This window comes from Bacillus crepusculi (genome assembly GCF_014764715.1).
GTDB lineage: Bacteria > Bacillota > Bacilli > Bacillales > Bacillaceae > Bacillus.
Genome location: NZ_JACXXE010000001.1, coordinates 298,394 through 325,237, shown reverse-complemented (window position 1 = coordinate 325,237; position 26,844 = coordinate 298,394). Strand labels below are relative to the sequence as shown.

At 40.6% G+C, this 26,844-nt stretch carries 22 protein-coding genes and 3 pseudogenes; 18 read left to right on the top strand and 7 right to left on the bottom strand.

Features of this window, described 5'->3' with window-relative positions:
- The first annotated feature begins 123 nt into the window (after positions 1-123).
- The 12 genes and pseudogenes from IEE86_RS01625 (at position 124) to IEE86_RS01570 (ending at position 13,751) form a co-directional block, all read left to right on the top strand.
- Positions 124-1,170 carry a LacI family DNA-binding transcriptional regulator gene (locus tag IEE86_RS01625; protein WP_191095636.1) on the top strand — a complete coding sequence of 349 codons (1,047 nt, stop codon included), beginning with the start codon at positions 124-126 and terminating at the stop codon, positions 1,168-1,170.
- A gap of 217 nt (positions 1,171-1,387) precedes the next feature.
- Positions 1,388-2,644, top strand: coding sequence for an ABC transporter substrate-binding protein (locus tag IEE86_RS01620; RefSeq protein WP_191095635.1), 1,257 nt, complete (start codon positions 1,388-1,390; stop codon positions 2,642-2,644).
- Positions 2,645-2,674: 30 nt separating this feature from the next.
- Entirely contained in the window at positions 2,675-3,607 is a 933-nt protein-coding gene (locus IEE86_RS01615) for a carbohydrate ABC transporter permease (RefSeq protein WP_191095634.1), read from the top strand.
- Positions 3,607-4,437, top strand: coding sequence for a carbohydrate ABC transporter permease (locus IEE86_RS01610; RefSeq protein ID WP_191095633.1), 831 nt, complete (start codon positions 3,607-3,609; stop codon positions 4,435-4,437). Before IEE86_RS01615 ends, IEE86_RS01610 begins: the two co-directional genes overlap by 1 nt.
- 31 nt (positions 4,438-4,468) lie before the next feature.
- The gene (melA, locus tag IEE86_RS01605; RefSeq protein ID WP_191095632.1) at positions 4,469-5,800 is read left to right on the top strand and encodes an alpha-glucosidase/alpha-galactosidase; all 1,332 of its coding nucleotides are present in this window, start codon (positions 4,469-4,471) and stop codon (positions 5,798-5,800) included.
- Positions 5,801-6,180: 380 nt separating this feature from the next.
- Positions 6,181-7,641, top strand: coding sequence for a CoA-acylating methylmalonate-semialdehyde dehydrogenase (locus tag IEE86_RS01600; RefSeq protein WP_191095631.1), 1,461 nt, complete (start codon positions 6,181-6,183; stop codon positions 7,639-7,641).
- Between the two features lie 218 nt (positions 7,642-7,859).
- Positions 7,860-9,404, top strand: a complete 1,545-nt coding sequence (locus tag IEE86_RS01595) for a glycoside hydrolase family 43 protein (protein ID WP_411955675.1) — start codon at positions 7,860-7,862, stop codon at positions 9,402-9,404.
- A 64-nt stretch (positions 9,405-9,468) separates the two neighbouring features.
- Positions 9,469-10,734, top strand: a complete 1,266-nt coding sequence (xynC, locus tag IEE86_RS01590) for a glucuronoarabinoxylan endo-1,4-beta-xylanase XynC (RefSeq protein ID WP_411955674.1) — start codon at positions 9,469-9,471, stop codon at positions 10,732-10,734.
- A 519-nt stretch (positions 10,735-11,253) separates the two neighbouring features.
- Positions 11,254-11,403, top strand: a pseudogene (locus IEE86_RS19270) (alpha/beta hydrolase); the annotation flags it as partial.
- Positions 11,404-11,538: 135 nt separating this feature from the next.
- The gene (locus IEE86_RS01580) at positions 11,539-12,204 is read left to right on the top strand and encodes a helix-turn-helix transcriptional regulator (protein ID WP_191095628.1); all 666 of its coding nucleotides are present in this window, start codon (positions 11,539-11,541) and stop codon (positions 12,202-12,204) included.
- Positions 12,201-12,575 carry a RidA family protein gene (locus tag IEE86_RS01575; RefSeq protein WP_191095627.1) on the top strand — a complete coding sequence of 125 codons (375 nt, stop codon included), beginning with the start codon at positions 12,201-12,203 and terminating at the stop codon, positions 12,573-12,575. The genes IEE86_RS01580 and IEE86_RS01575 overlap by 4 nt, the downstream gene beginning before the upstream one ends.
- Positions 12,576-12,647: 72 nt before the next feature.
- On the top strand, positions 12,648-13,751 hold the full coding sequence (locus IEE86_RS01570) for a threonine synthase (protein WP_191095626.1): 1,104 nt from the start codon (positions 12,648-12,650) through the stop codon (positions 13,749-13,751).
- A gap of 183 nt (positions 13,752-13,934) precedes the next feature.
- Here IEE86_RS01570 and IEE86_RS01565 read toward each other — a convergent pair.
- Positions 13,935-14,111, bottom strand: a pseudogene (locus IEE86_RS01565) (winged helix-turn-helix transcriptional regulator); the annotation flags it as partial.
- Between the two features lie 472 nt (positions 14,112-14,583).
- Entirely contained in the window at positions 14,584-15,171 is a 588-nt protein-coding gene (locus IEE86_RS01560; protein ID WP_224740728.1) for a TetR/AcrR family transcriptional regulator, read from the bottom strand.
- Positions 15,172-15,396: 225 nt separating this feature from the next.
- Between IEE86_RS01560 and IEE86_RS01555 the strand changes: the two genes are divergently transcribed.
- From IEE86_RS01555 to IEE86_RS01545, 3 genes are all read left to right on the top strand, one after another.
- Positions 15,397-16,041, top strand: coding sequence for an NAD(P)-dependent oxidoreductase (locus IEE86_RS01555; protein ID WP_191095625.1), 645 nt, complete (start codon positions 15,397-15,399; stop codon positions 16,039-16,041).
- 115 nt (positions 16,042-16,156) lie between these two features.
- Positions 16,157-16,777: an FMN-dependent NADH-azoreductase gene (locus tag IEE86_RS01550; RefSeq protein ID WP_191095624.1), complete on the top strand. Its 621-nt coding sequence runs from the start codon at positions 16,157-16,159 to the stop codon at positions 16,775-16,777.
- 133 nt (positions 16,778-16,910) lie between these two features.
- A complete protein-coding gene (locus IEE86_RS01545; RefSeq protein ID WP_224740727.1) occupies positions 16,911-17,576 on the top strand; it encodes a DsbA family oxidoreductase in 666 nt (221 codons plus the stop codon).
- An 81-nt stretch (positions 17,577-17,657) separates the two neighbouring features.
- Here IEE86_RS01545 and IEE86_RS01540 read toward each other — a convergent pair whose 3' ends face one another.
- Positions 17,658-18,320 (bottom strand): sugar O-acetyltransferase, encoded by a 663-nt coding sequence (locus IEE86_RS01540; protein WP_191095623.1) that lies wholly within the window; start codon positions 18,318-18,320, stop codon positions 17,658-17,660.
- A 19-nt stretch (positions 18,321-18,339) separates the two neighbouring features.
- Positions 18,340-19,418: pseudogene (locus IEE86_RS01535) on the bottom strand (isocitrate/isopropylmalate dehydrogenase family protein).
- Positions 19,419-19,597: 179 nt separating this feature from the next.
- Here IEE86_RS01535 and IEE86_RS01530 point away from each other — a divergent pair.
- The 3 genes from IEE86_RS01530 (at position 19,598) to IEE86_RS19515 (ending at position 21,458) form a co-directional block, all read left to right on the top strand.
- Positions 19,598-20,770 (top strand): MFS transporter, encoded by a 1,173-nt coding sequence (locus IEE86_RS01530; protein WP_191095622.1) that lies wholly within the window; start codon positions 19,598-19,600, stop codon positions 20,768-20,770.
- 183 nt (positions 20,771-20,953) lie between these two features.
- Positions 20,954-21,289, top strand: a complete 336-nt coding sequence (locus IEE86_RS01525; protein ID WP_191095621.1) for a hypothetical protein — start codon at positions 20,954-20,956, stop codon at positions 21,287-21,289.
- A 43-nt stretch (positions 21,290-21,332) separates the two neighbouring features.
- A complete protein-coding gene (locus IEE86_RS19515) occupies positions 21,333-21,458 on the top strand; it encodes a hypothetical protein (RefSeq protein ID WP_008357813.1) in 126 nt (41 codons plus the stop codon).
- Positions 21,459-21,515: 57 nt separating this feature from the next.
- Here the strand turns inward: IEE86_RS19515 and parC are convergent, their stop codons facing one another.
- The 3 genes from parC to IEE86_RS01510 all read right to left on the bottom strand — a co-directional run bounded on the left by parC (position 21,516) and on the right by IEE86_RS01510 (position 26,754).
- Positions 21,516-23,954, bottom strand: coding sequence for a DNA topoisomerase IV subunit A (gene parC / locus IEE86_RS01520; RefSeq protein ID WP_191095620.1), 2,439 nt, complete (start codon positions 23,952-23,954; stop codon positions 21,516-21,518).
- A gap of 2 nt (positions 23,955-23,956) precedes the next feature.
- Entirely contained in the window at positions 23,957-25,924 is a 1,968-nt protein-coding gene (parE, locus tag IEE86_RS01515) for a DNA topoisomerase IV subunit B (RefSeq protein ID WP_191095619.1), read from the bottom strand.
- Positions 25,925-26,340: 416 nt separating this feature from the next.
- Positions 26,341-26,754, bottom strand: a complete 414-nt coding sequence (locus IEE86_RS01510) for a CoA-binding protein (RefSeq protein WP_191095618.1) — start codon at positions 26,752-26,754, stop codon at positions 26,341-26,343.
- Between the last annotated feature and the right edge of the window lie 90 nt (positions 26,755-26,844).

Below are 26,844 nucleotides of genomic sequence, written 5' to 3'. Positions count from 1 at the left end.
TCAACACATACTCGAAAACGAAACGAAAAGTGCAAATTTATAATTGAAAGCGCTTTATTTATGTGTTATTCTTCAAATATCTTTAGTAAATATTTAGTCAAATAAGCCATGAGGAGTTTACCTATGACCACACTCAAAGATATTGCTCATGATGCAAAAGTGTCCGTTTCCACTGTATCCCGTGTATTAAATGGTGATCAAACACTTGCCGTTTCAAACGCAACGAGACAAAACATCCTAGGCATTGCTAAGAAGTTAAACTATACCCCAGTGAGAGCAAGAAAAGCCGAGCAAGCAGAAGGAAAAAGCCCATCTGAATCCCCATCCCCAGTCATCGGTGTCGTTGTTGCACAATCCATTGACGAAGAATTAAATGATCCCTTTTTTTCATCCATTCGAAAAGGAATTGAGAAAGAATATGCCAAACAAGGTTTGTCCACCCTCCATACATTTCGCCTGAGAAGCATGGACAAAGGAGTGATGCTAAAGGATATAGACGGTTTGATCGTCATTGGTCGAATCAGCCCCGATACGGTTGAAAAAATGACAAATCGCATGGAGCACATTGTTTTTATCAATCATTATGCAGATGAAGATTTGTATGATTGCGTACATGTGGACTTTGTAAGAGCGGCAGATCGAGCGATTCGTCACCTGCAATCTCTCGGCTATACACACCTTGGCTATATTGGAGGAAAAGAGCGAGAGCATTATTTCGAAGGAAACGCTGTGATTGAGGACGAAAGGCAAACAACTTTTATGAAAAGAATGCAGGAGGCGGGAAGTCTTCATACGGAGGACATCCACATTGGTGAATACTCCATGCAAGAAGGCTATACGCTGATGCAGCAAGCCATCAAAAAAGGAAAACTGCCACAAGCCTTTTTCATTGGAAGTGACTCTATGGCGATTGGTGCTATGCGCGCTCTACATGAAGCCGGTCTCCGTGTGCCTCTAGATGTATCCATTGTTGGCTTCAATGACATCGAAGCCGCTTCATTTTCAAGCCCGCCGCTTACAACCGTCAAAGTATATACAGAAGAGATGGGGGAAGTCGGCCTGAAGCTTTTGCTTGAGCGAATAAACGGAAGAAAGATCCCTCTAAAAGTCGTCGTGCCAACAAAACTCATTGAAAGAGGCAGCACATGCCTTATCCATGAAAGGGGGTGAACCATGATTTCAGCAAACAAAAAAGAGACAAAAAAGCAGGAAGGAAGCGGCTCAGCATGATGGCCAGATCATGCTGAGCACAAGGCAGCCTACCCGTATGCTCTCTTATCTCTTTCAAAAGAATAGAATTCCAGTATAGTGGACTTCTTTTGTTTCCGCAACTGCATGAATTCTACCTGTTATCGTCAGAATTTTCAGTGATTAAAAGGAGGAACACATGAATAAAAAAATCATGATGCTGACTGTCGTTTTTATCATGGCCATTATTTTGTCTGCTTGCGGCAATAACGGCTCGTCTGAAGTAAACGGAAAGGTCACCCTGACGCTATTTTCGACGATGAGTAACAGCGGGGAAAGAAAAGCGTTTGAAGAAGTGATTCGCGATTTTGAAAAGAAGCATCAACATATTCGAATCGATGCCAATTTCCCCGGCAACAGCTATGAAGATATGATACGCGTCAAAATGGGGGCGAACGATATGCCCGATCTGTTTGATACGCATGGCTGGGCGAAACTGCGCTATAGCGAGTATGTGGCTGATTTAAAGGATATGGATTGGGTCAAACAGCTTGATCCTTCACTCGACCAGATTTTAAAGGACAAAGATGGCAAAGTGTACGCTTATCCGCTAAATCAAGCGAAGGACGGGATAAGTTTTAATGCCAGTCTATTAAAAGAATATAACATGAAAGTTCCTAAAACATTGGATGAGCTCAAAAATGCTTTGCTGACAGTCAAAGAAAAGAGCAAAGGAGAGGTTGTACCGCTCTGGATACCAGGAGGAGATAACTCAAATATCGCCCAAGTCTTTGATGAGCTAGCCACACCTTTATTAATCACCGATCAAAAACATCAATATGGAAAAGAACTTGAAAATGGATCATTTGATTGGTCTTTCTATACACCACTTGCACAGTTTATGAAGGAGCTGAAGGATCAAGACCTTTTAAACAAAGATGTGCTCACTGCGAAATTATCCCAAGCCCCTGAACTGATGGCGCAAAACAAAATCGCCTTCACCTTTGTTGGAGGCTCTCTAGGGCCTGAAGCAACAGAGCTCAATCAATCGATCAAAGTAGGCACGATGCCAGTTCCAGCCATTCATGAAGGAGATGAGCAAAGCTGGATTGGTGGAGAACGCTTTACTGTTGCTGCATGGAAAGACTCAAAGCATCTAAAAGAAGCAAAACAATTCATCGACTTTTTAGCAAAACCAGAAAATGCGAAGAAAATCGCAGAGGGCACGTCCTCTGAAACAGCCTTAAAAGAAGTGAAAGCCAAAAACTATTATTCTACATTTTATGAGCAATATGAACAGATTAAGATTGAACCCTATTTCGATCGAAAATACTTACCAAGCGGCATGTGGGCTGTCATGGCAACGACTGGTCAAGAATTATTAGCAGGCTCCATCACACCAGAACAACTATCAAAGAAAATGGAAGAGGAGTATAAGCGTCTGAAAAAACAATAGCCGGCTGATGCTGAAATAGGAGTGAAGCCAATGAGTGACATCACTAAAACAAAGCAGGCGGCGACTTTCACCTCTTTCTCAAAACAAAAGGTGAAAAAAAGTCAACATTCATCACTTTGGTGGATGTACATGCCTGCTGTTCTCGTGGTCAGTACCTTTATCATTTATCCCTTTTTTAACGGAATTCAGCTTTCTTTTACGAATTGGAACGGTTTCTCACAAAACTATAAATGGATTGGCCTTGATCAGTACAAACGGCTGCTTCAGGATCCAACGACATGGCTTGTTGTCAAAAACACCCTTCTTTATGGAATCGGGAGCACAATCTTACAAAATATCATTGGACTTGGCTATGCTCTCTTATTAAATCAAAGCTTAAGGATGAGAGCCATCACAAGAACGGTGATCTATTTACCCGTCATGATTAGTCCGATTGCCATGGGCTATATTTGGTATTTTGTGTTTGCTTACCAAGGCGGCGCCTTAAACGATGTGGTAACGCTTTTTGGATTTGACCAAATGAATGCGCTCGGCAATCCGCAATTAAACACATGGATCATTGTGCTTGTCAACACGTATCAATTCGTCGGTATTGCGATGATCATTTATTTAGCAGGACTTCAAAGTATTCCAAAGGATTATTATGAAGCGGCACAATTAGACGGCGCATCAAGCCTCCAGCAATTCAGGCGGATCACATTGCCTTTGCTTATGCCGTCCATCACCATAAATGTTGTGCTTAATGTCATTGGCGGGCTCAAGCTCTTTGATGTCATTGTGGCACTCACGGGCGGCGGTCCTGGGGATTCCTCGCAATCCATGTCGACCTTTATGTATGATCTGTATTTCAAACGTCAGGATGCAGGCTATGCAGCAACGCAAGGGGTCTTTATGGCAGTGATCATTCTTGTCATTAGTGTCGCAGCGCTGATTTATTTTAAACGAAAGGAGACAGAGGTGTGATGGATAACGCCTATAAACGCAAGAAAAGATGGTACTCCTTCCTCGCACTATTAATTACATTGCTTCACCTCATTCCATTTTATATTTTGGTGACGACATCATTAAAGGGGATAGGAGATTTCAGTTCAAAATGGCTGTTTCCAAAAGCGCTGCATCTTGAAAACTTTCACGCAGCATGGACAGAGGCTCAGCTTGGTCAATCCTTTTTGAATACAGTGATCATAACGTTCAGCTCCGCTGTATTACTCATCATTCTAGGATCTCTTGCAGCCTATCCGCTTGCAAGAAGGGTCACAAAGCTGAATCAAGCGGTTTATCTTTTATTCATTGCCATTATGGTCATTCCACCACTCACAGCCCTTGTCCCGCTCTATAAAATGGTCGTTCAAATCGGAATGATGAATACGTATCAAATCGCTATTTTAAACAATGTAGCCGCTTTTTTGCCGCTGACGATTTTTTTATACGCAGGCTTTATCCGCTCAACGATTCCAAAGGAGCTTGAAGAAGCAGCCCGTATTGATGGAGCGGGAACACTCAGAGTCTTTTTCACCATCGTTTTTCCACTTCTGAAGCCGATTACCGCTTCTGTTTTAATCATTGCCTGTGTGTATATATGGAACGACTATCAATTTGCCATCTTCTTTTTGCAAGATAAAGAGATGCATACACTCACTGTCGCCTTATCTAATTTTTTTGGTCAAAATCAGCATCAACTTCAGCTCGTTGGCGCCGCCGCTCTCATTGCGATGCTGCCAATGGTCACGTTGTTTTTACTTTTGCAAAAATATTTTATCGCAGGTCTTTCACAAGGCTCTGTCAAAGGATAGTCCAATATTGATGTAAAAAGGAGAGTCGCCCATGTCTAAAATTACATTTATCGGTGCAGGAAGTACCGTGTTTGCTAAAAATATATTAGGAGATTGTCTGTTCGTCCCTGCACTTGCTGGGTTTGAATTCGCGTTATATGATATCGACCACAGCCGGCTGAAAGAATCAGAAACGATGATGCGGCATTTAAAAGAGAACTACGGCGCAAATGTGACCATTAAGCCCTATCACGACCGGAAAGAAGCCTTAAAGGGTGCGAAATATGTCATCAATGCCATTCAGGTGGGAGGCTATCAGCCAAGCACTGTCATAGATTTTGAGATTCCGAAAAAATATGGGTTAAGACAAACGATTGCCGATACGGTTGGCATCGGCGGCATCTTCCGCTTCCTTCGAACGATTCCTGTGATGCTTGACTTTGCAAGGGATATGGAAGAGGTTTGCCCAAATGCCTTATTGTTGAATTACACGAATCCAATGGCCACACTGACAGGTGCCATGCTGCGCTATACTCAGGTTCAAACGGTTGGTCTTTGCCATAGTGTGCAGGTGTGTACAAAGGATTTATTTGACGCACTTGAAATGGATCATGAAGGCATTGAGGAAAAAATTGCCGGCATTAACCACATGGCTTGGTTATTAGAGGTGAAACGGGACGGAAAAGACTTGTATCCAGAAATCAAAAGAAGAGCAAAAGAAAAGCAGCAATCGCGCCATCATGATATGGTTCGTTTTGAACTGATGGATAAATTCGGCTACTATGTCACAGAATCCTCAGAGCATAATGCCGAATATCATCCTTATTTCATCAAATCACGCTATCCAGAACTGATTAGTCAGTTTAACATTCCGCTCGATGAATATCCAAGGCGCTGTGAGGAACAAATCAACAACTGGAATACAATGAAGCATGACCTTGTGGGGAACACACAGATCACACATACTCGCTCTAAAGAATATGGCTCACGTATTATTGAAGCGATCGAAACCAATATTCCCTTTAAATTTGGCGGGAATGTACTGAACACAGGAGGTCTCATTCACAATTTGCCTGAAAAAGCCTGTGTAGAAGTACCGTGTGTTGCAGATCGAAGCGGTATCATGCCATGCTATGTCGGAGAGATCCCTGAACAATTGGCTGGACTCAATCGGACCAATATCAGCTCACAGCTCATGACAATCGAAGCAGCGATCAGCGGCAAAAAAGAGCACATTTATCAAGCGGCTTTACTAGACCCACATACAAGTGCTGAACTTTCGATTGATGACACCATTCAATTATGTGATGACTTAATTGAAGCGCATGGAGAGATGCTGCCAAATTATACAGAACCGAATCAATATGCTGCAGCATCCAAATAACCGAAATGAATCAGCCTCTACCTGATGCAAAGCGCATCAGGTTTTTCTTATGCTACAAAAAGAGGATTGACTGAAAACGTTTTTAATATTATGATTTTTCTAAAGTTAACCAACAGTTAACCAAAAACAGATCATAATTTCATTACATTACGGCATCCTATCGCCCAACAAACGGATCTTAAAGTGGGACAAACCTGCGGCAAACAAGGGCTGGTAGCAATTGACCTGATAGCTTAAAGAAAGCTGTTGATCACAACGTAAACCGAAACAGCCGTTTGATTTGACAAAGAGTGTATACAGATGAGCGCCCACAAGATGAGACAATGGCGATAAATAAACGCCTTATATCATGACAATCTAGACAAAAGGAGAGAGGGAACATGACCAGAACAGAAGTACAAACGTTGAAAAATTATATTGGCGGACAATGGATTGAGGCAGAAACAAGCCAAACGGAGGCTGTTTATAACCCGGCTACGGGCGAAGTCATCGCAGAAGTACCACTTTCAACAAAAACGGATGTCGAACGTGCGGTACAAGCAGCACAAGAAGCGTTTACCACTTGGTCTAAAACAGCCGTTCCCCAGCGTGCACGCATTTTATTTAAATACCAACAGTTACTCGTTGAAAAATGGGATGAGCTGGCAGAGCTAATCACAATTGAAAACGGGAAAAGTGTAACAGAAGCAAAAGGAGAAGTGCAGCGCGGGATTGAATGTGTGGAATTTGCTGCGGGCGCACCGACCTTAATGATGGGAAAGCAATTGCCAGATATCGCAACTGGACTTGAATCGGGCATGTACCGCTATCCAATTGGCGTCATTGGCGGCATTACACCATTTAACTTTCCGATGATGGTCCCATGCTGGATGTTCCCCCTTGCCATTGCATGCGGCAATACATTTGTCTTAAAACCTTCAGAGCGAACTCCTATTCTTGCGGCAAGGTTAGCAGAACTATTTGAAGAAGCGGGGCTACCAAAAGGTGTTCTTAACATTGTCAATGGGGCTCACGATGTCGTAAACGGCCTGCTTGAACATCAAAAGGTTAAAGCCATTTCATTTGTTGGCTCTCAGCCAGTCGCAGAATACGTCTATAAAAAAGGAACAGAGCATGGCAAGCGTGTCCAAGCACTTGCGGGCGCAAAGAATCATTCCATTGTTCTAAAAGATGCGGATTTAGACGTGGCAACGAAACAAATCATTGGGGCTGCCTTTGGATCAGCGGGAGAGCGCTGCATGGCCGCAGCTGTTGTCGCAGTGGAAGAGGAAGTAGCGGACGATTTGATTCAAAAATTAGTTGATGAATCGAACCAGCTCGTGATTGGAAACGGAATAAATGAAGATGTTTTTCTTGGGCCAGTCATTCGAAAGGAACATAAGGAACGGACGCTTCAGTACATCCAATCAGGGATTGAAGAAGGGGCAAGACTCGTTCGTGATGGCCGGCAAGATCACGAAACAAATGGAGCAGGGTATTTCGTCGGGCCGACGATCTTTGATCATGTCACAAATCAAATGAAAATTTGGCAGGACGAGATTTTCGCCCCAGTCTTATCAATTGTCCGTGTGTCTTCACTAACTGAAGCAATCGACCTGTCCAATCAATCAACATTTGCAAACGGTGCCTGCCTGTACACAGACAGTGCATCAAGCATTAGAGAATTCCGCGAAAATATCGAAGCGGGTATGCTCGGCGTGAACATCGGTGTGCCTGCACCAATGGCATTCTTCCCGTTTTCCGGCTGGAAAGACTCTTTCTACGGGGACTTGCATGCCAATGGAACAGATGGAGTGGAGTTTTACACAAGAAAGAAAATGGTGACCGCTCGGTATATGTAGTCTACATTCATCATGAGAAAAAATGCAGCTCCAACATGGAGGACTGCATTTTTTTGTTGTTTTCTAGTTAAAAAGTAAGGGTTTTCATTGTGATTATTGCAGTGATTTGCACTAGAAATCATCCTTTGTATTCATTCTTCATTAGCGCATATCAACATAATTTGAAATTGGGCGTAAACCCCAATATTAGGAAGATGAAAACAGGAGGAAATGACACGATGAGGAAGAGGATGAAGTGCGGTGTAGGTTTTTTGATTCTAGCTTTGGTACTAAGCTGTATACCTGTATATGATGCGAGTGCAGCAAGTACCCCCATTGCAAAACGAGTAGGAAATGCAAACCCGCTCATAGACCACCACTTGGGGGCAGATCCGTTTGCGCTCACCTATAACGGCAGAGTGTACATTTATATGTCAAGTGATGACTATGAATATCACAGCAACGGAACAATTAAAGATAATTCATTTGCAAATTTAAATAGGGTGTTCGTCATCTCTTCGGCGGATATGGTGAACTGGACAGATCACGGCGCCATTCCAGTAGCCGGGGCAAATGGGGCAAATGGCGGCAGAGGGATTGCCAAATGGGCAGGTGCTTCCTGGGCTCCATCAGCGGCGGTGAAAAAGATCAATGGGAAGGATAAATTTTTCCTTTATTTCGCAAACAGCGGCGGAGGGATTGGCGTTCTTACAGCAGACAGCCCGATTGGTCCATGGACAGATCCAATCGGAAAAGCGCTTGTCACACCAAGCACACCAGGTATGTCCGGTGTTGTATGGCTTTTTGATCCAGCCGTATTTGTCGATGATGACGGTACTGGGTATCTATATGCCGGTGGAGGCGTTCCAGGCGGTTCAAATCCAACGCAGGGACAATGGGCCAATCCTAACACAGCAAGAGTTCTGAAATTAGGGCCTGATATGACAAGTGTTGCCAGCAGTGCATCGACCATTGATGCACCTTTTATGTTTGAAGACTCAGGGATGCACAAGTATAACGGAACGTATTACTATTCCTATTGCATCAATTTTGGCGGCTCCCATCCAGCTGATAAACCACCTGGTGAGATCGGCTATATGACGAGCTCAAACCCTATGGGTCCCTTTACGTATAAAGGACACTTCCTGAAAAATCCGGGTGCATTTTTCGGTGGAGGCGGTAACAACCATCATGCTGTGTTCAATTTTAAAAACGAGTGGTATGTTGTGTATCATACACAAACGGTCAGCTCTGCATTATACGGAGCAGGTAAAGGATACAGATCTCCCCATATTAATAAGCTTGTGCATAATGCTGACGGCTCCCTTCAAGAGGTAGCAGCCAATTATGAAGGGGTGAAACAGCTATCCAATCTGAATCCATATCAGCGGGTAGAAGCTGAAACATTCGCTTGGAATGGACGCATTTTGACAGAGGCCTCCTCAGCACCCGGTGGACCAGTCAATAACCAGCATGTCACAAACATTCAAAACGGAGATTGGGTGGCAGTCAGTAACGTAGATTTCGGATCAAGCGGTGCTAGAACATTTAAGGCCAATGTAGCATCAAGTACAGGCGGAAAAATAGAAGTACGCCTTGGCAGTGCAGACGGCAGACTCGTCGGAACACTTAATGTCCCTTCCACAGGCGGAACGCAAAACTGGCGAGAAATAGAAACAGCGGTAAACGGCGCAGCAGGTGTGCACAACGTATTTTTTGTCTTTACCGGAACAGGCACTGGAAACCTATTTCAATTTGATTCCTGGCAGTTTACGCAAAGGTAGCATATGAGGAGAAAAACGGAGATTGCTATTTCCATAAACGTTTGGTGGGGAGTGGGGAAACTTGATGTCAATTGTGAAAAAGCCAATTTGTACTTTATTGGTCTGCTTTACGATGCTATCAGTCATGTTCATAGGACCCGGATTGACTGAGGTTTCAGCAGCAAGTGATGCAAACATTAATATCAATGCGGAAAGGCAAGTGATTCGCGGCTTTGGTGGAATGAACCACCCGGCTTGGATTGGTGATTTAACGGCTCCTCAAAGGGAGACTGCCTTTGGCAATGGACAGAATCAGTTAGGTTTTTCAATTCTTAGAATTTATGTAGACGAAAACAGAAACAATTGGAACAGAGAAGTCGCTACAGCCAAAAGAGCGATAGAGCATGGCGCTTTAGTGATCGCTTCACCTTGGAATCCTCCAAGCCATATGATCGAGACCTTTAACCGTAATGGCGCATCTGCAAAGCGGCTTAAATACAATCAATACGCAGCATATGCTCAGCATCTAAATGATTTTGTGACGTACATGAAGAATAATGGTGTGAATCTTTATGCGATTTCCGTACAAAACGAGCCCGATTATGCACATGAATGGACATGGTGGACCCCTCAGGAAATTCTGCGTTTCATGAGAGAAAATGCCGGCTCTATTAATGCCCGCGTCATTGCGCCAGAATCCTTTCAATACCTGAAAAATATATCAGATCCTATTTTAAACGATCCGCAGGCACTTAGTAATATGGACATTCTCGGTGCCCACCTGTACGGAACCCAAATCAGCCAGCTTCCATATCCTCTTTTCAAACAAAAGGGAGGAGGAAAAGAGCTATGGATGACAGAGGTATACTACCCGAATAGCGACAACAATTCAGCGGACCGCTGGCCAGAGGCATTAGGAGTTTCAGAGCATATTCACCATTCGATGGTGGAAGGAGACTTTCAGGCGTATGTTTGGTGGTATATCCGCAGATCCTACGGCCCTATGAAGGAAGATGGGACCATCAGCAAACGCGGCTACAACATGGCACATTTCTCAAAATTTGTGCGCCCTGGCTACGTAAGGCTTGATGCAACGAAAAGTCCTGAACCGAATGTATTCGTATCAGCCTATAAAGGCGACAATAAAGTCGTCGTTGTAGCGATTAATAAAAACAACACCGGGGTGAATCAACACTTCGTGGTGCAAAATGGATCTGTTTCCGAGGCGTCTAGATGGATCACGAGCAGTAGCAGCAACCTTCAGCCTGGAACAGATTTCAATATATCGGGTAATCAATTTTGGGCTCATCTCCCGGCTCAAAGTGTGACAACATTTGTTCTAAAACGATAAATACCTCCGAATCTTACAAAGTCAATTTTCTCATTCAAAAAAGAAAATTGACTTTTTTCTATGTCACATTGAAGTTGTTTTTCACTTGTCATTCACATTGGGTATAATAATGACAATGACTTCAGGAGAGTGAGTCAAGATAACTGAAAAATCGCTCAACAAAAACAGCCCCATATATTTTCTTCATATGCGCCATGTTAAAAATATATTGTTCCATTCTTCAGAATCTTTTAAAATCGTGAATACCTTTCAGCAAGTTCATTCTCATTTCACTTGGCATTTGGTCTTGATCATGATTATATCACAAAGATATATACATAAAGACGATGGCATCAGTACAGGTTTTATCCCTCAATAACAAACTCTTAACACAAGGGACAATCTCGACATATTGGTTTGAATGCTTATAGCGCAATGTGTATTTCACAACCGGCACTATCATTCATGAAGGAGGAACAAAAGGATGAAAAGCTATGACACATTCCCAGAACCAATCGGTGGCTATACTGCCGGACGCGCAGAGGCGAACGGAATGTTATGGACATGCGAAATCTTGTTACAGACTATACGAAGACTTTTTTTGATCATTACATACTCAAGAAAGCGGCATGTGTAGAAAGTCTGGCTTACGATGGCGTGAATTTGATCAAGAAGACCAGAAACAAGTGATATACCTGAGGGGTTGCTGATAAAAAGCTCACACTTAAAAAAGTAGAAAAAATATTATATAAAAAAGTCTACATATTGATTTTTTATATAAAAAATTATATAATTTGGTGAAATAAAAAAATGAGGTATTTAGATATGGAAAATATTCAGAATTTATTAGAGAGTTATATTCCTTTAGCAAAATCTACTGCAAAAATGTTTGGATCAAATTGTGAAGTGGTGATTCATGATTTAACGAACCCTCAAGCATCTGTCATGTTTACAGTAAATAACCATGTGACAGGAAGAGAAATCGGCCAATCATTTGATCATCTAGTAAAGACTGTATTACAATCAGAAGATTTTAAAGAAGATTATCTGGCTGGTTATACATTTGTAACAGAAGATAATCGTACGATTCGTTCTTCGACTTCATTAATACGTGATTCAAAGCAAAAAGTGGTTGGTGCTTTATGTATTAATTTTGATATTGAAGCCCTAAATCAAATGCAGCAATTTATGGATACTTTTCTTACTACACAGGTGGAAGCTCAAGAGACAGAAACAACATCAAATGATGATCTTGAAAATGTGGAAGAAATAGTAGATCAATTGATTCAACAAATCATTCAAAACAGTGTTCATCCAGTCATGAAACGTCAAGAAAAAATTGAATTAATAAGATTCATGGACGAAAAGGGGATTTTTTTAATGAAAGGCTCTGTTGAGAAGGTCGCATCTATGTTAGGCATTTCCAAAGTAACCGTCTATAGCTATTTGGATGAAATCAAAAATAAATCGAATGAAGGTGAAACGAAATGAAAAGCATCCTTGAGGTAGGCAATTTAAAAGCAAATGGACACTATGCATTCGCAACCATTCATCAAAACATGGTCTATGTTTCAGGACAATTTGCCATCAATCCAGAAACGAGAGAAAAAGAATTCGGCCCCATTGAAGAAGAGACATTACAAGCGCTTAAGAATGTGGAGATGATTGTAGAAGCTGCAGGAAGTAAAAAAGAACAGATTTTGCGCATGACATTATACATTTCAGATATTGAATTATGGGACAAAGTAGATGCTGTTTATACTGAATTTTTCGGTCAACATAAACCAGCACGTACGATTGTACCAACGAATGAATTACATTTTGGTTTCAAAATTGAAATGGATGCCATCGCATATATTTAGAATATTTTTTTGACCATTCTATATAAAAAAATATATTTTATATAAAAAAATATTCAAAGGGGCAGATGATGAATGAATCAATTAATTTGTAACCATTGCGGGAAAAAATATGAGATGACACGAACTCTATGGAAATGTGATTGTGGTGGAGTATTAAATCTAGTAAAAGATACCCCAAAAATAGACGTCGCAGCTTGGGATCACTATCCAAATTCATTATGGCGTTATGTTGAAACTATGCCATTTTCAAAAGGTTCTAAGACTTGGGAAACTGTCACAATGGGGGAGGGTCAATCCCCTTTAATCGTTCTAGATCCTAATGAGCTAAATACTTATGTAAAAGTTGATTATATGATGCCGACATTATCCTTTAAAGACCGAGGAGCCGCTGTGTTGATGACACATGCGAAAGAATTAGGGGTATCAAAAGTGATTGCTGATAGTAGTGGGAATGCAGGAACGGCGATTGCAGCTTATGCAGCACGTTGTGGTATCGCCTGTGACATCTATCTAAGCGATGACACTTCACCCAAAAAAGTCGCTCAAATAAAAGCCCATGGAGCAACGATTAAAGAAATTCATGGGACGCGAGAGGACATTGCAGCTGCGGCCCAAAAGGCAGTAGACAATGAAAACGTTTTTTATGCAAGCCATGTCTATAACCCTTATTTTTTTGAAGGCACTAAAACATACGCCTATGAAATCTATGAGCAACTAAAAGGAGCACCTGATGCTTTAATCATTCCGGTTGGAAACGGTACTCTCCTCCTAGGTGCATATTATGGCTTTAAAGAATTATTTGAAAATGGTCTCATTCATAAAATACCGAAAATCGTTGCTATTCAAGCGAAAAACTGTGCACCCCTTGTGAAAGCGTATCAAAATGAAGAGGAATCAGCATCACCTGTCACGAATAAAGGGACCTTAGCAGAAGGGATTGCCATTGCTGCCCCGGCGCGCTCCAAACAAATTTTAGAAGCTGTACAAGATACCAATGGTACGTTTATTGATATTGAAGAAGATGACATTCTGAATGCACGTTCTAAACTAAGTGAGAAAGGATTTTATGTCGAAGTGACATCTGCAGTCAATTTTGCTGGCTACATGAAATATCAAAAGAAACCAGAAGAAACCATTGTCATCCCTCTTTGTGGTGCAGGAATTAAATCAAAATAACCTTAGAGAAAAATCACGCAGAACTCGAGTTGCGTGCCTCGTTGACCTATTATATGATCAATCAGGAGTGATATTTGCGAGTGTTGAAACGACCATTACAATTTGAAAACGATTGATATAAGATGAGAAGAAAGCTACTTTAGAAAGCATGTTTAAACCGTAGTAGCTTTCTTTCCAGTCTACCTAATTATTTTTCATTTGTTCCTCTCCCCAATCACATATCTCATCTAATACAGGTATCAGTGATAATCCCTTTTCAGATAAACTATATTCTACTTTTGGAGGCACTTGAGGATATTCTTTACGATTAATTAAATGATCTGCTTCAAGTTCTTTTAGTGTGTTGGTTAATGTTTTAAAATATTTACAGTACCAACAAATTCGATAACGGAGCAAGAAGATCAAAAAGGCCCAACTTCTACGACCGATTTAATTTATTGAGAAGGTCGTAGAAGCTTTGAAATTTAAAAGAGATGAGATTTAGACAAACAAAAGTAGACTTGTACAAGAAAGTAAATGTAGATCCATTGTATGACCTGATAAACAATAGCCGTATAAGAATTCCACAATTTAATGAATCCACTCTAAGTAAAGCTTTGTAACCTAAGTTCTACACGTCAGCAGACTCTTTTTCCCCAGTCATTTAAGCAACAACAAATCGAGCCTGCTCATAACTGGTGACTAATACTAATTGACCTCTTGCAGGCAATTGATCATTGCTTTCTCCTTAAAATACCCCCATTATTTAAATCCATATCATTTCTGTGTTTTTTGATGTTTCTTTTAGCTACTTTAAAATGGCTAAAATAATTGATAATTAACATCAGTTTCATTAAAGAAAATACTTACTCATGCCATTTTTAAAGATAGGCATGGTCTTAGTCACTAGCTCTTGTGGTGAAATAGGTCTTCCATCCTTATTCCATGTGTATGCAGCTCCGTATATCCCCCAACTTAGCATAGTAGATAGGGTTGTTACCAATTGTTTATCCTCTAATTCAATGGTATTTTCAGTTCCTTTTAGCACAAGGTCAGCTATTAGCTTCTGTAACTCCTCTTTAATTTTACTTTCTATAATAGTTCCTAAAGAATTATAACCTTTAGGACATAGGTCGCTTAACTCTTTATGGTGATCACACATGGCTAGAAAAATATTGGCAATGACTTTTTCATTGAATCCATCGTGATCATTTAGTCTTTTTTTCAATTTGTCTGTAAATGTATTGGTGATTGTAGAATGTAATAAATCAAATTTATCGTCAAAGTGCGCATAAAATGTAGCGCGGTTAATAGTAGCCTTTTCTGTGATATCACGGACCGTTATATTGTTGAAATCTTTTTCACTAGCTAACGAAAGAAAAGAGTCTACAATCAATTGTCTTGTACGAAGTATTCTCGGATCTTTTTTTGGCATAATCATTTTTTCTTCTCCTTTTAGGGTTCATCATCGTGTCTAAAAACGACAATACAATAGAAGTGTTGTGTAAACAACATATTGGCTATTTTGGTTGTTGTTTATTATTCTTTTTCATCTTATCATCAATTATACAACGCGCGTTGCTTAAATAACACATGTTATTACGAAAGAGTTTTGATCAAGGAAATCATTGTGATCATTCAGAATAACAAAAGGGGATAGAAGATCATGAACATCACTATTTTTGGGGCAACTGGTGCAATCGGTCAACTTTTAACACGGTTTGCATTAGAAAACGGAGATTTCGTTACGGTATATGTTAGAAACCCTGAGAAAATCAAGCGAAAGCATTCGAATTTACGCATTGTAACAGGGGAACTAACGAACACTTCAGCTATTGAAACGGCAGTTTCAGAAGCTGATGTTGTGTTCAGCACCTTAGGTCCCGGCATTGATTTGTCACGAAAACGAAAAGGCACACCGATCGCCGACGGACATAACCGTATTGTCAAAGCGATGAAGCAGTTCACCAAAAAAAGATTGATTACACTCGCAACGCCAGCCTTGCAATCTGAAGACGATAAGAAAAGCTTATCGACGATATTGCCGAGAATATTGCCTAAACTTCTCATGCCAAATGGTTATGCCGAAATGAAGAAGATAGGTGAACTGATTAAACAATCGAACCTGGATTGGACAGTCGTTCGAATCATTAATCCTAATATCAAATACAACGGGCAATCTTACGGTTATTCATTCGGCGATCAGCCAGCTAAAATGTCCGTATCTAGGGAAAATGTCGCTAAACTCATGTATGACGCCGCTAGGCAAAGCCAATTAATCGGAAAAATGCCCATTGTCTATAATCATTAAATCAGCTTTCATACCGAAAATATTGTTCAGATGAAGCGTGTAAATTTTTTAATAAGTATTCAAAAAATGTTTTAGAAATACAAACATTCATCAAAATCATAGAGGAGAAATGATCATGTCAAAAGTATTATTTGTTAAAGGAACACCTCAAAGTGAGGAACAATCAAGAAGTACGCAAGTTGCTAGAGCATTTATCAATGAATATAAGGAAGTAAATCCAACGGATGAAATAATGGAAGTAGATGTCTATTATGCAAATGTGCCATTAATCGATGCTGACTTTTTAACTGGACAAAAGAAGTTAAGAAGTGGGGAAGTGCTAACAGATGTTGAAGCACAAAAAATAGAAGCAGTGAATGCATTTACAAGGCAATTTATGGAAGCAGATAAATACATCATTCAGTCTTCAATGTGGAATTTAGGAATCCAACCCTTATTAAAAGCCTATTTTGATACAATCATGAGTGCTGGAAAAACGTTTAAATATACATCAGAAGGTCCAGAAGGATTGATGAAAGGAAAAAAAGCAATCCATATTCATGGAATGGGAGGATTTTATTCGCAGGCAATTGGAATGGAACATTCCGATTCTTACGTGAGAGGTGCGCTAAAGTTTGTTGGAATTGAAGTGGAACCAACGATTTTTGTTGAAGGTATTGACTATGATCCAACTACGAAAGAAGAAATTGTTGGTGCAGCAATTGAAAAGGCAAAAGCGGTAGCACGAACGTTTTAAAAAAAAGTATTGGTGGGATTAGTTAAAAAGATTTTTATTCACATAATCCCACCTCGCACGTTCAATTGCACTGACAAGCGTAATAAAGAATAGACAAAACACATTCATCAAAATCATAAAGGGGGAACATATTATGATGAAAGTAGAAATTTGGTCTGATTTTGTTTGTCCGTTTTGTTATATTGGCAAACGTCAATTTGAAATAGGATCAGAACAGTTTGAACATAAAGAAGAGGTCGAAGTCTTATTTCGTCATTTTCAATTAGATCCATATGCGAAAAAAAATACAGGAATGGATATCCATCAAGTAGCATCTTCCAAGCATGGTATCCCATATGAAAAAGCAAAAGCAAGAAACAATCAATTGAAACAGAAAGCAAAAGAGGTTGGGTTAGATTATCAATTTGATACAATGATTCCTACGAATTCATATGATGCACTTCGTCTTTCTTATTATGCAAAAGAGAAAGGAAAGATACGGGAGTTTATGGAGCGTATTATGAAAGCTCATTTCACAGATTCACTAGATATCGGTGACCACGCCACACTTGCTCAACTTACAAGTGAAATAGGTCTTGATAGTAACGAAGCTTTGGATGTTTTAGCAAATGATCAATATAGCGAGAATATTGCAGCTGATAGAGCCGAGGGATCAAAAATTGGGATTCAGGGCGTGCCCTTTTACGTAGTGAATGATAAATATGTCATCTCAGGAGCACAACCTAGCGAAGTATTTTTAGAAACATTACAACAGGTTTCGAAAGAAAAGTACGCGAATCCTAAGTTTGAAATATTTTAATGTGTATTTCTTGTTTATTGCTGGAAGAGGCTTATGTCATTTTATCGATATAAGTCTTTTTTAGTTTACATAATATATATTCTAGGAAGTTAAACCAAAAATCCATTTTTCCTGTCTCAAAATTAAGTATACTTTTCTTATTGAGATAAAAAAGAAAAAATCAACATCCAACATTGATTTGCCAGATGTTGATTTATCAAGATATTTAATGATTTTCGCAGGATTTCCACCGACTACCACATTTGCCGGAACATTTTTCGTGACAACGGCGCCGGACGCAATGACAGCATTGTCGCCAATGGTGACACCTGGATTAATTATAGCGCCACCGCCAATCCACACATGGTTTCCAATTGTAACTGGTTTTCCGAATTCAATGCCTTTTGCACGTTCTACTGGATCAAGCGGATGGCCAGCCGTATAAATATGTACATTCGGACCTAATAAACAGTGATGTCCAATCGTGATTTTACAAACATCTAATAGCACAGCATCAAAATTCGCAAAAAAATGCTCACCGACCTCAATATTGTATCCATAATCACATTGCAACCTTCCTTCAAAAACCACATCTTCACCGCAAGCGCCTAATAATTCCTTTAAAATGGCTTGTCTTTTTTCTGGCTGGTTGGTTTGCTCATACGCAAAAGTCAATTGTCTTGCTCTTTCTCGATCTGCCATCAGCGTTTGGTCGTTAGATACATAATGTTCTCCTTGGATCATCTTTTCTTTCTCACTTTTCATGTTGATCCTCTCCTTTCTTCTATTTATCCTGATTCATCCTTTGAATGAATGCCTCTGTGAATTGTGCCGTCGTCTCTTTTCCTCCTAAATCCTTCGTTTTAATGTTCTTTTTCAGGATCTCATGAAGTGTACATTCGATAAGAGCTGCCGTCTTTTTTAATCTCTCATCATGATATTTCACATATAACCAGTCACAAAGCATCTTTGTAGAAAGAATCATGCCCATTGGATTGGCGATATTTTGCCCAGCGATATCCGGTGCTGATCCGTGTGCCGCCTGTGCCATGGCTTGGTCTTTGTTACAGTTTAATGAAGGCGCTATTCCTAAACTTCCGACAAGCTCCCCTGTTAAATCAGATAAAATATCACCAAACATATTCTCTGTCACAATCACATCAAAATCACTTGCGCGTCTCACTAGGTGAGCTGCCATTGCATCAATATGTACATCCTCTAATGCTACTTGCGGATACGCTTTTGCTACCTCTTGGCATGTTCGCAAAAATAAACCAGATCCTAATTTGATCACGTTTGCCTTATGAACAATCGTCACCTTTTTCCTGCGCGCCATTGCACTTTGAAAGGCTTCGTGGGCAATGCGTGTAATCGCCTTTTTAGTAAACACACCTGTAGATATAGCGACATCTGGTGTAATCATCCACTCTCCTACCCCATGATACATGTTCCGATCTGGATAGAAGCCTTCTGTGTTCTCTCGAAAAATCACGAGATCGACGTATTGTCCTATGCTTTGTATCCCTGGTAATGATTGAGACGGACGAATATTCGCAAATAGATCAAACGTATGACGGAGCTCTCCGCTTGGATTTCTCCTTTCTTTCCATCGGTCTGGATAGGATGCAGAATCATGAGGTCCTAATATCCATCCATGGCACTTTTTTAATTCTTCTATTGTAGATACTGGTACAGGATCATGGTGAGAATGGATGGCTTCAAAGCCGATTGGACATTCTACAAATTTTCAACAAAAGACTCATGAAACTGCGACAGTGCAGCCTTTAAGATGCGCATACTTGCTTGCACAATTTCTGGTCCAATCCCATCTCCTTTCATTACACCAATTCGATATGACTTCATACATACCGCCCCCTTTGTCTTTATTTTACCTTCTTAGCAGAAAAATTGTGAAGATATGTTTTTTTGACTAGAAATTTCATCATGCTCCTCCCTCATGTTATTTACGAATCAGGAACTCTCATTTATAATCAAGTAGATTTGTTCAGTAACATATACATCTTTAACATGTGAGGGATTAGATGGAATTAAAGTGGTATCAAGCCATTATTGTCATTTTTACGATGTCTGGGATCTCCATCTCTACATGGTTTTCACGGACACCGGAAGTCAGAGATTTATTACAAGCGAATACAGGAACAATGGGACTTATTTTACTTGGCTTATCTATTGGTTCGATTGTTGGACTTGTTCTTTCCAATATATTCGTTCGCCGAAAAGGCGGCCGAGTGGCCATTGTGATCAGCGCTTTTTTAATGTTCATTGGATTCACCACTCTTGCCATTGGTTCTGCTCTCTCTTCTACTCTTGTTGTCACTGCCGGTCTTTTTCTTTTTGGAGCTGGCTCGGGCATGTGCAATGTGGCCATGAACTTAGAAGGGACGGAAATTGAGTACAGCATCAGGAAAACCATCCTGCCTATATTGCACGCTTCCTTCAGCATTGGCACTTTAATCGGTGCAGGTGCTGGAATTCTCTTTATCCATCTAGGGGTATCCGTATTGATTCATCTTCTGAGCATTGCCATTCTTTTCTTTCTCAGCATTCTGATATGTACACGGTTTATTCCGCATGGGACAGGAAAGGATCAGCATGAGATACAGCCAGAAACAACGGACGGTTCTCATGCACCATGGCTGAACAAACGGACAATATCTCTTGCGATGATCGCCCTATGCCTTGCATTTGTAGAGGGCTCTGCAAATGATTGGATTCCACTTGCGATGGTCGATGGCTACCAGGTTTCACATTCTATGAGTACGGTCATCTATGCTTTATTTTTGTGCGGAATGATTAGCGGCAGACTCATCAGTGGACGTTTAATTGATCGCTTCGGCAGAGTGTTATTGTTAAGAGTCGCTATTTTATCAGCAGCTACAGGACTATTCCTGGTCATTTTAAAAATTTCACTTGTCGTGTGTATGATATCGATCTTTTTATGGGGACTTGGCGCTTCTTTAGGCTTCCCGCTGACCATTTCGGCAGCTGGTGATGATAGCCGCTACGCCGTCAAACGCGTCAGCATTGTGACCTTATCTGGTTACACCGCCTCTCTTTCTGGCCCGCCTATTTTAGGACTGCTTGCCAATGAGGTAGGACTGCTTCATGCCTTTATATTTGTTCTATTCGCCATTTGTATTGCAGGAATCTTTACAAAAGCTGTAGCAAAGCCACATTCATTTAAAAGTGTCTGATCCTTGATCATGACACTTTTTTAAATTTAAAAAATAAAATTGAAACCTTTCATGAAGTGAAACAGTCCTATAGATGTCCTGATGTTTATCGCTTTTTTAAAGAGGGAAAGTAATTAAATAAGACTTTTCAAATAACTGAAAACGTGGTAAGATCATGAAAATAAACAGGAAGGGGTGAGAAAAATGAAAAAAAATATGCTGTTAAAATTAGCAGTCTTATTCATAGCACTTGCAAGTTTTCATTTATTCTCAATGCCTCATTCCGTTCAGGTATACCATCATGCAAAGGTGGTTGCCGATCAAGAATCACATGAAATGAAAATCGTTCAGACAATGGGCGATGAAAAGAAACAAAAACATGTGAACGCAGTATTTGCCGCATTTACAGCACTTTTGATCATTGGCAGTATGACAGCTGGATTTGCACGCATCACTCATACTGATCGATTTGACCGGAAAAAGAAGCATTTACTTGCAGTATTCTATCAATCTTCTTATTTCCGACTAGCCCGTGTTTAACCCAACCATTTAAATCAAAACAAAAATTGGGAGGTTTTACACGATGTTATTTTTCTTAAGATTATTCATTCTAGGTCTGTTCTCTGTCACTTCACTTTCTCTTTTCGTCTACCAAGGAATTGAAGTGGTTCACGCCATTACTAGCATGTTTGGCAACCATGAGAGCTAAAAAAGGACCCGCATATAAAAGAACCCCCCTGCGATAAACAGGGGGGTTTTCGTTTGCTTATTTATTGTCATCTAAAGTTGGTACAGGTGACAGAAGGACATGAGTCACTTCTCCCTGTTCTTCCTCATCTACAACAAATGATCCATTGCTATAGCGATCATTCGCTCTTAGGGTAGAGATATGAAGCGGAATCGTTGTACCCTTATCTGTATCCATCTCAATTGTATCATGCAAGGATGCAGCGATCACAGCCACAATACGGTGCGGGTTTTTCTTTAATTCTCTTAGCATGAGAACTCCGCGTTTCGCTCTTGATGTCTTATCAAATTCAGAGAGGTTCATTCGCTTCACAGCACCTCTTTGTGTCGTGAGCACAAGCACATCGTTCTTCGGATCAATGATTTGTCCAGAGACTACCTCGTCCCCTTCCTTCAAGTTGATTCCTTTGACCCCTGCCGCTCTCGGGCCCACAACGCTTACTTCCTCTTCATCAAACCACAATCCATAACCATTTCTCGTTGCAATAAACAATTCCTGCTGACCTGTTGTCACATGGACATCTACAAGTTCATCGTCACCTTTTAGGTTCAAAGCGACAAGCGGTTTCGAATATCGCTGCGCTTTATATTGAAGAAGCTCTGTTTTCTTCACCATACCGCCTTTTGTAAAGAACAGAAGATAGGACGATTCATCAAATTCCTTAATTGGAATCGCTTTTTGAATCGATTCATCACGATCAATCGAAATAATATTCGTAATATGCTGACCCATGTCTTTCCATCGTATATCTGGTAGCTGATGAACCGGACAATAAATATAGCTTCCTTTATTCGTAAACAAAAGAAGAACATCCGTTGTATTCATTTCAAACTGATGAATCAGCCGGTCTGTATCCTTCATACCAAAGTCCTTACCGTTAGATGCGGCATAGGATCGCTGGCTTGTCCGTTTGATATACCCATCCTTCGTGACCGTAACGTATACATCCTCTGATGCGATCATCACTTCAAGGTTAATCTTAATTTCCTCGATTTTCTCCTCAATGACAGATCGTCTCTCATCAGCATAGGTCTTTTTGAGCTTTTTCAAACTGTTCGTGATCACCTTTAGTAGCTTTTTCTCGTTCCCTAAAATATCTTCAAGTTCTGCTATACGCACGTCAAGCTCTCTTGCTTCGTCTCTTAATTGCGTAATATCTGTATTTGTTAAACGATATAATTGGAGAGAAACAATCGCTTCTGACTGTGCCTCTGTAAAATCATATTTCTCCATCAAATTATTTTTCGCATCACGCTTATCATTAGACGAACGGATTGTGGCAATCACTTCATCTAAGATAGAAAGGGCCTTAATTAAACCATCTACAATATGATGACGTTCCTTCGCTTTTCGAAGCTCATATGCTGAGCGATTTGTCACCACTTCCTTTTGATGGGCAATATATGCATCAAGTATTGTTGTGAGCGTCATTAAGGTCGGTCTTCGATTATGTATCGCAACCATATTAAAGTTATACGGAATTTGCAGGTCTGAATTTTTATATAAGAAATTCAAGACACCATTTGCGTCTGCTTCTTTTTTCAGCTCTACAACGATTCGAAGGCCCGTCCGGTCGGTCTCATCCCGAACCTCTGAAATCCCTTCTACTTTTCTTTCAATTCGAAACTCGTCCATCTTTTTCACAAGGTTGGCTTTATTGACTTCATAAGGGATTTCTGTGATCACGATTTGCTGACGTCCACCGCGAATGGTTTCAATCTCCGCTTTTCCGCGAATCATAATTTTTCCTTTTCCCGTTTCATAAGCCTTCTTAATGCCGTCCACACCTTGAATAATACCGCCTGTTGGGAAATCTGGTCCTTTGATGACTGTCATTAATTCATCCACCGTACAATGCGGCTGTTCGATTCGTTTAATGACCCCATCAATCACTTCTCCCAGGTGATGCGGAGGAATGTCAGTCGCATAACCTGCTGAAATTCCTGTTGATCCGTTCACGAGAAGGTTTGGAAACATCGCTGGTAATACAACCGGCTCTTTGCTTGTATCATCAAAGTTTGCGACAAATTCGACTGTTTCCTTGTCTAAATCCTTTAAAAGCTCAGAAGCAATCGCACTAAGTCTTGCTTCTGTGTAACGCATAGCAGCAGGAGGATCTCCATCAATACTTCCGTTATTCCCATGCATCTCAATCAGCACATTTCGTACTTTCCATTCCTGACTCATTCTCACCATAGCTTCATAAACAGATGAGTCACCGTGCGGATGGTAGTTACCAATGACGTTACCGACTGTTTTGGCGGCTTTACGGAAGTTTTTATCTTGTGTGTTACCTTCTGCGTACATCGCATATAAAATTCTTCGTTGTACAGGCTTTAGGCCATCACGTGCATCTGGAAGCGCACGATCTTGGATAATATATTTACTATAGCGACCAAACCGGTCCCCGATCACTTCTTCTAATGGTAAATCATGAAATCGTTCTTGTTGTGCCATGTTTAAACCTCCTCAGCTAGCGACAAGTTTTCATTTTCAAGAATGTTGCTTTCCTCATCAAGTCCAAAGGCGACATTCTTTTCAATCCATTTACGGCGCGGCTCTACTTTGTCACCCATAAGTGTCGTGACGCGGCGTTCCACGCGTGCAGCATCATCGATTTTTACCCTGACAAGAGTTCTCGACTCTGGATTCATTGTCGTTTCCCATAGCTGGTCGGCATTCATTTCACCTAAACCTTTATAGCGCTGGATCGTATACCCTTTTCCTACCTTCTTTAGTACGCCATCCATTTCTTCATCAGACCATGCGTACTCAATGACTTCTTTTTTCCCTGAGCCTTTGCTGACTTTATACAATGGCGGAAGTGCAATAAACACTTTTCCATGCTCAATCAGCGGCTTCATATAGCGATAAAAGAAGGTAAGCAGAAGAACTTGGATATGCGCTCCATCCGTATCAGCATCTGTCATGATCACAATTTTGTCATAATTGATGTCTTCTACATTAAAATCGACACCGACGCCGCCACCGATTGCATGGATAATGGTGTTGATTTCTTCGTTTTTGAAAATATCAGCAAGCTTCGCCTTTTCTGTGTTGATGACCTTCCCTCGAAGCGGAAGCACTGCTTGGAACTTTCGGTCACGTCCTTGCTTTGCTGATCCACCCGCTGAGTCGCCCTCAACTAGATACAATTCGTTTCTTGCCGGGTTTCTCGATTGAGCAGGTGTTAATTTCCCGCTCAGCGTCGCTTCGGACTTTTTCCGTTTCTTTCCGCTTCTCGCTTCTTCTCTTGCCTTTCTAGCAGCTTCCCTTGCTTGCTGGGCTTTAATCGCCTTTTTCACAAGAAGAGTCGCCGTTTCCCGATTTTCTTCAAGGAAATAAGCCAGCTTTTCAGAAATAACAGTATCAACAGCTGATCGAGCCTCGCTTGTCCCAAGCTTTCCTTTTGTTTGTCCTTCAAATTGAAGCAGCTCTTCAGGAATTCTGACGGAAATAATGGCAGACAATCCTTCTCGAATATCAGTGCCTTCTAAATTTTTGTCTTTTTCTTTTAAAAGGGTCACTTTACGTGCATATTCATTAAAGGCTCTCGTCATTGCTGTTTTTGCACCAGATTCATGCGTACCGCCATCTTTTGTTCTCACGTTATTCACAAAGGAAAGAATATTCTCTGAGTAGCCATCATTGAATTGGAAAGCAAAATCTACTTCAATAGACTGATGCTCCCCTTCAAACGAGACGACCTCACTGAGTACATCCTTTTCTTCATTTAAATAAGCAACGAATGCCTCGATACCCGTCTCATAATAAAAGGTTTCTTGTACATCGTGGCGTTCATCGATCAGCTCTATTTTTAACCCTTTTAATAAAAAGGCTGATTCTCTTAAACGTTCTGATAATGTATCGAAATTATAGGTCGTAACACTGAACATTGTTGGATCCGGCTTAAAATGGATCAGTGTTCCTGTCTTTTTCGTTTTCCCGATTTTTTCAAGTGATGTCGCTGGCTTGCCGCCGTTTTCAAAACGCTGGTGATAAATAAAACCATCTCGTTCAATTGTGACGGTGAGCCATTCTGACAGCGCGTTTACAACAGATGCCCCAACCCCGTGAAGTCCGCCGCTTGTTTTATATCCTCCTTGACCAAATTTTCCGCCTGCGTGCAGGACAGTTAAAATGATCTCAGGTGTCGGTTTTCCAAGCTTATGCATACCTGTAGGCATTCCTCGTCCTTTATCTTGGACCGAAATGCTGTTATCTTTATGTATTTTGACAATGATATGGTCTCCATGGCCAGCGAGCACTTCATCGACAGAGTTGTCTACAATCTCATAGACAAGGTGATGAAGACCGCGTGAATCCGTAGAACCAATATACATACCTGGACGTTTACGGACCGCTTCAAGCCCCTCTAGCACCTGAATAGAATCATCGTTATAATCCACTTGCTGCTTTTTAACCAAATGCTTAATCCCCTTTCACTAACAAACATAACCGGCTAATCATCAAATGATCTCTCTAGATTTAAATGATGATCATGCTGCTCATTAATGTCCACTTTAATAAGCTGCATCATCACCATGCATGTGTGATTCAGCTATACATGCTCTTTTGCACGGCTATGAGAATGTACTCCGTTCTGAAATCAGAACTAGAAGTCCATTATAAACAAGACTGTTTCATAAGCCAAATGCAATCATATGATGGTTTTAGCGAAACAGAACAAATGTTCTATATTTATCTTATCGCTCTTTTTCTCGATATGCAAGGTCATCGATATGTCCCTGTCGCCTTATTTTATCGCTTTCTTCTAGAATCGCAAATATATTTCTACAACAAAAAAGCAAAAATCCTTGAAAAACCAAGGATTTTTGACGATTTAATGCGTTTTTGTCATAGCATGAGCCACTTTAATACATAAATCCATGATGGCCACTTTACCTTTTTCCTCAATCAGTCTTTTCGCTTCTTCATGATATACACCTTGCTGTGCCCAAAAAACAGGTGCATCCATATCAAGAAATTCTTTTGCCACCTCAGGCAGAAATTCAGAACGTCTAAAGACATTCACAATATCAACAGGCTCTTTCACGTCTTTTAAAGACGCAACCGCTTTTACGCCAAGTGCTTCATCGATCGTTGGATTCACTGGAATGATGTCATAACCGGCATCCTGCATCGCTTTTGAAACCATATAAGACGTTCGGTGCGGCTGATCTGACAAACCCACAACAGCAATTCGTTTGCTGCTCTTTAATATACGACCAATTTCTTGTTTAGTAGGATGATTCATCCAGACACTCCCTTTCCTCTATTTTAGCGAAGTTTCTTCTGAAAAACAAAGATCAATTCATTCGCCTTCTATTTTTTCAAAAAAAGATCG

Bases quoted from the DNA above. Each gene is read 5' to 3' on its own strand.
- IEE86_RS01525 (WP_191095621.1), top strand. From the start codon at position 20,954: ATGAAAAAAAATATGCTGTTAAAATTAGCAGTCTTATTCATAGCACTT.
- IEE86_RS01540 (WP_191095623.1), bottom strand. From the start codon at position 18,320: ATGAAAAGTGAGAAAGAAAAGATGATCCAAGGAGAACATTATGTATCT.
- IEE86_RS01625 (WP_191095636.1), top strand. From the start codon at position 124: ATGACCACACTCAAAGATATTGCTCATGATGCAAAAGTGTCCGTTTCC.
- IEE86_RS01555 (WP_191095625.1), top strand. From the start codon at position 15,397: ATGAACATCACTATTTTTGGGGCAACTGGTGCAATCGGTCAACTTTTA.
- IEE86_RS01610 (WP_191095633.1), top strand. From the start codon at position 3,607: ATGGATAACGCCTATAAACGCAAGAAAAGATGGTACTCCTTCCTCGCA.
- parC (WP_191095620.1), bottom strand. From the start codon at position 23,954: ATGGCACAACAAGAACGATTTCATGATTTACCATTAGAAGAAGTGATC.
- IEE86_RS01615 (WP_191095634.1), top strand. From the start codon at position 2,675: ATGAGTGACATCACTAAAACAAAGCAGGCGGCGACTTTCACCTCTTTC.
- IEE86_RS01560 (WP_224740728.1), bottom strand. From the start codon at position 15,171: ATGATTATGCCAAAAAAAGATCCGAGAATACTTCGTACAAGACAATTG.
- IEE86_RS01600 (WP_191095631.1), top strand. From the start codon at position 6,181: ATGACCAGAACAGAAGTACAAACGTTGAAAAATTATATTGGCGGACAA.
- IEE86_RS01580 (WP_191095628.1), top strand. From the start codon at position 11,539: ATGGAAAATATTCAGAATTTATTAGAGAGTTATATTCCTTTAGCAAAA.
- IEE86_RS01620 (WP_191095635.1), top strand. From the start codon at position 1,388: ATGAATAAAAAAATCATGATGCTGACTGTCGTTTTTATCATGGCCATT.
- IEE86_RS01550 (WP_191095624.1), top strand. From the start codon at position 16,157: ATGTCAAAAGTATTATTTGTTAAAGGAACACCTCAAAGTGAGGAACAA.
- IEE86_RS01575 (WP_191095627.1), top strand. From the start codon at position 12,201: ATGAAAAGCATCCTTGAGGTAGGCAATTTAAAAGCAAATGGACACTAT.
- IEE86_RS01595 (WP_411955675.1), top strand. From the start codon at position 7,860: ATGAGGAAGAGGATGAAGTGCGGTGTAGGTTTTTTGATTCTAGCTTTG.
- IEE86_RS01545 (WP_224740727.1), top strand. From the start codon at position 16,911: ATGATGAAAGTAGAAATTTGGTCTGATTTTGTTTGTCCGTTTTGTTAT.
- IEE86_RS19515 (WP_008357813.1), top strand. From the start codon at position 21,333: ATGTTATTTTTCTTAAGATTATTCATTCTAGGTCTGTTCTCTGTCACT.
- IEE86_RS01570 (WP_191095626.1), top strand. From the start codon at position 12,648: ATGAATCAATTAATTTGTAACCATTGCGGGAAAAAATATGAGATGACA.
- IEE86_RS01530 (WP_191095622.1), top strand. From the start codon at position 19,598: ATGGAATTAAAGTGGTATCAAGCCATTATTGTCATTTTTACGATGTCT.
- melA (WP_191095632.1), top strand. From the start codon at position 4,469: ATGTCTAAAATTACATTTATCGGTGCAGGAAGTACCGTGTTTGCTAAA.
- IEE86_RS01510 (WP_191095618.1), bottom strand. From the start codon at position 26,754: ATGAATCATCCTACTAAACAAGAAATTGGTCGTATATTAAAGAGCAGC.
- xynC (WP_411955674.1), top strand. From the start codon at position 9,469: ATGTCAATTGTGAAAAAGCCAATTTGTACTTTATTGGTCTGCTTTACG.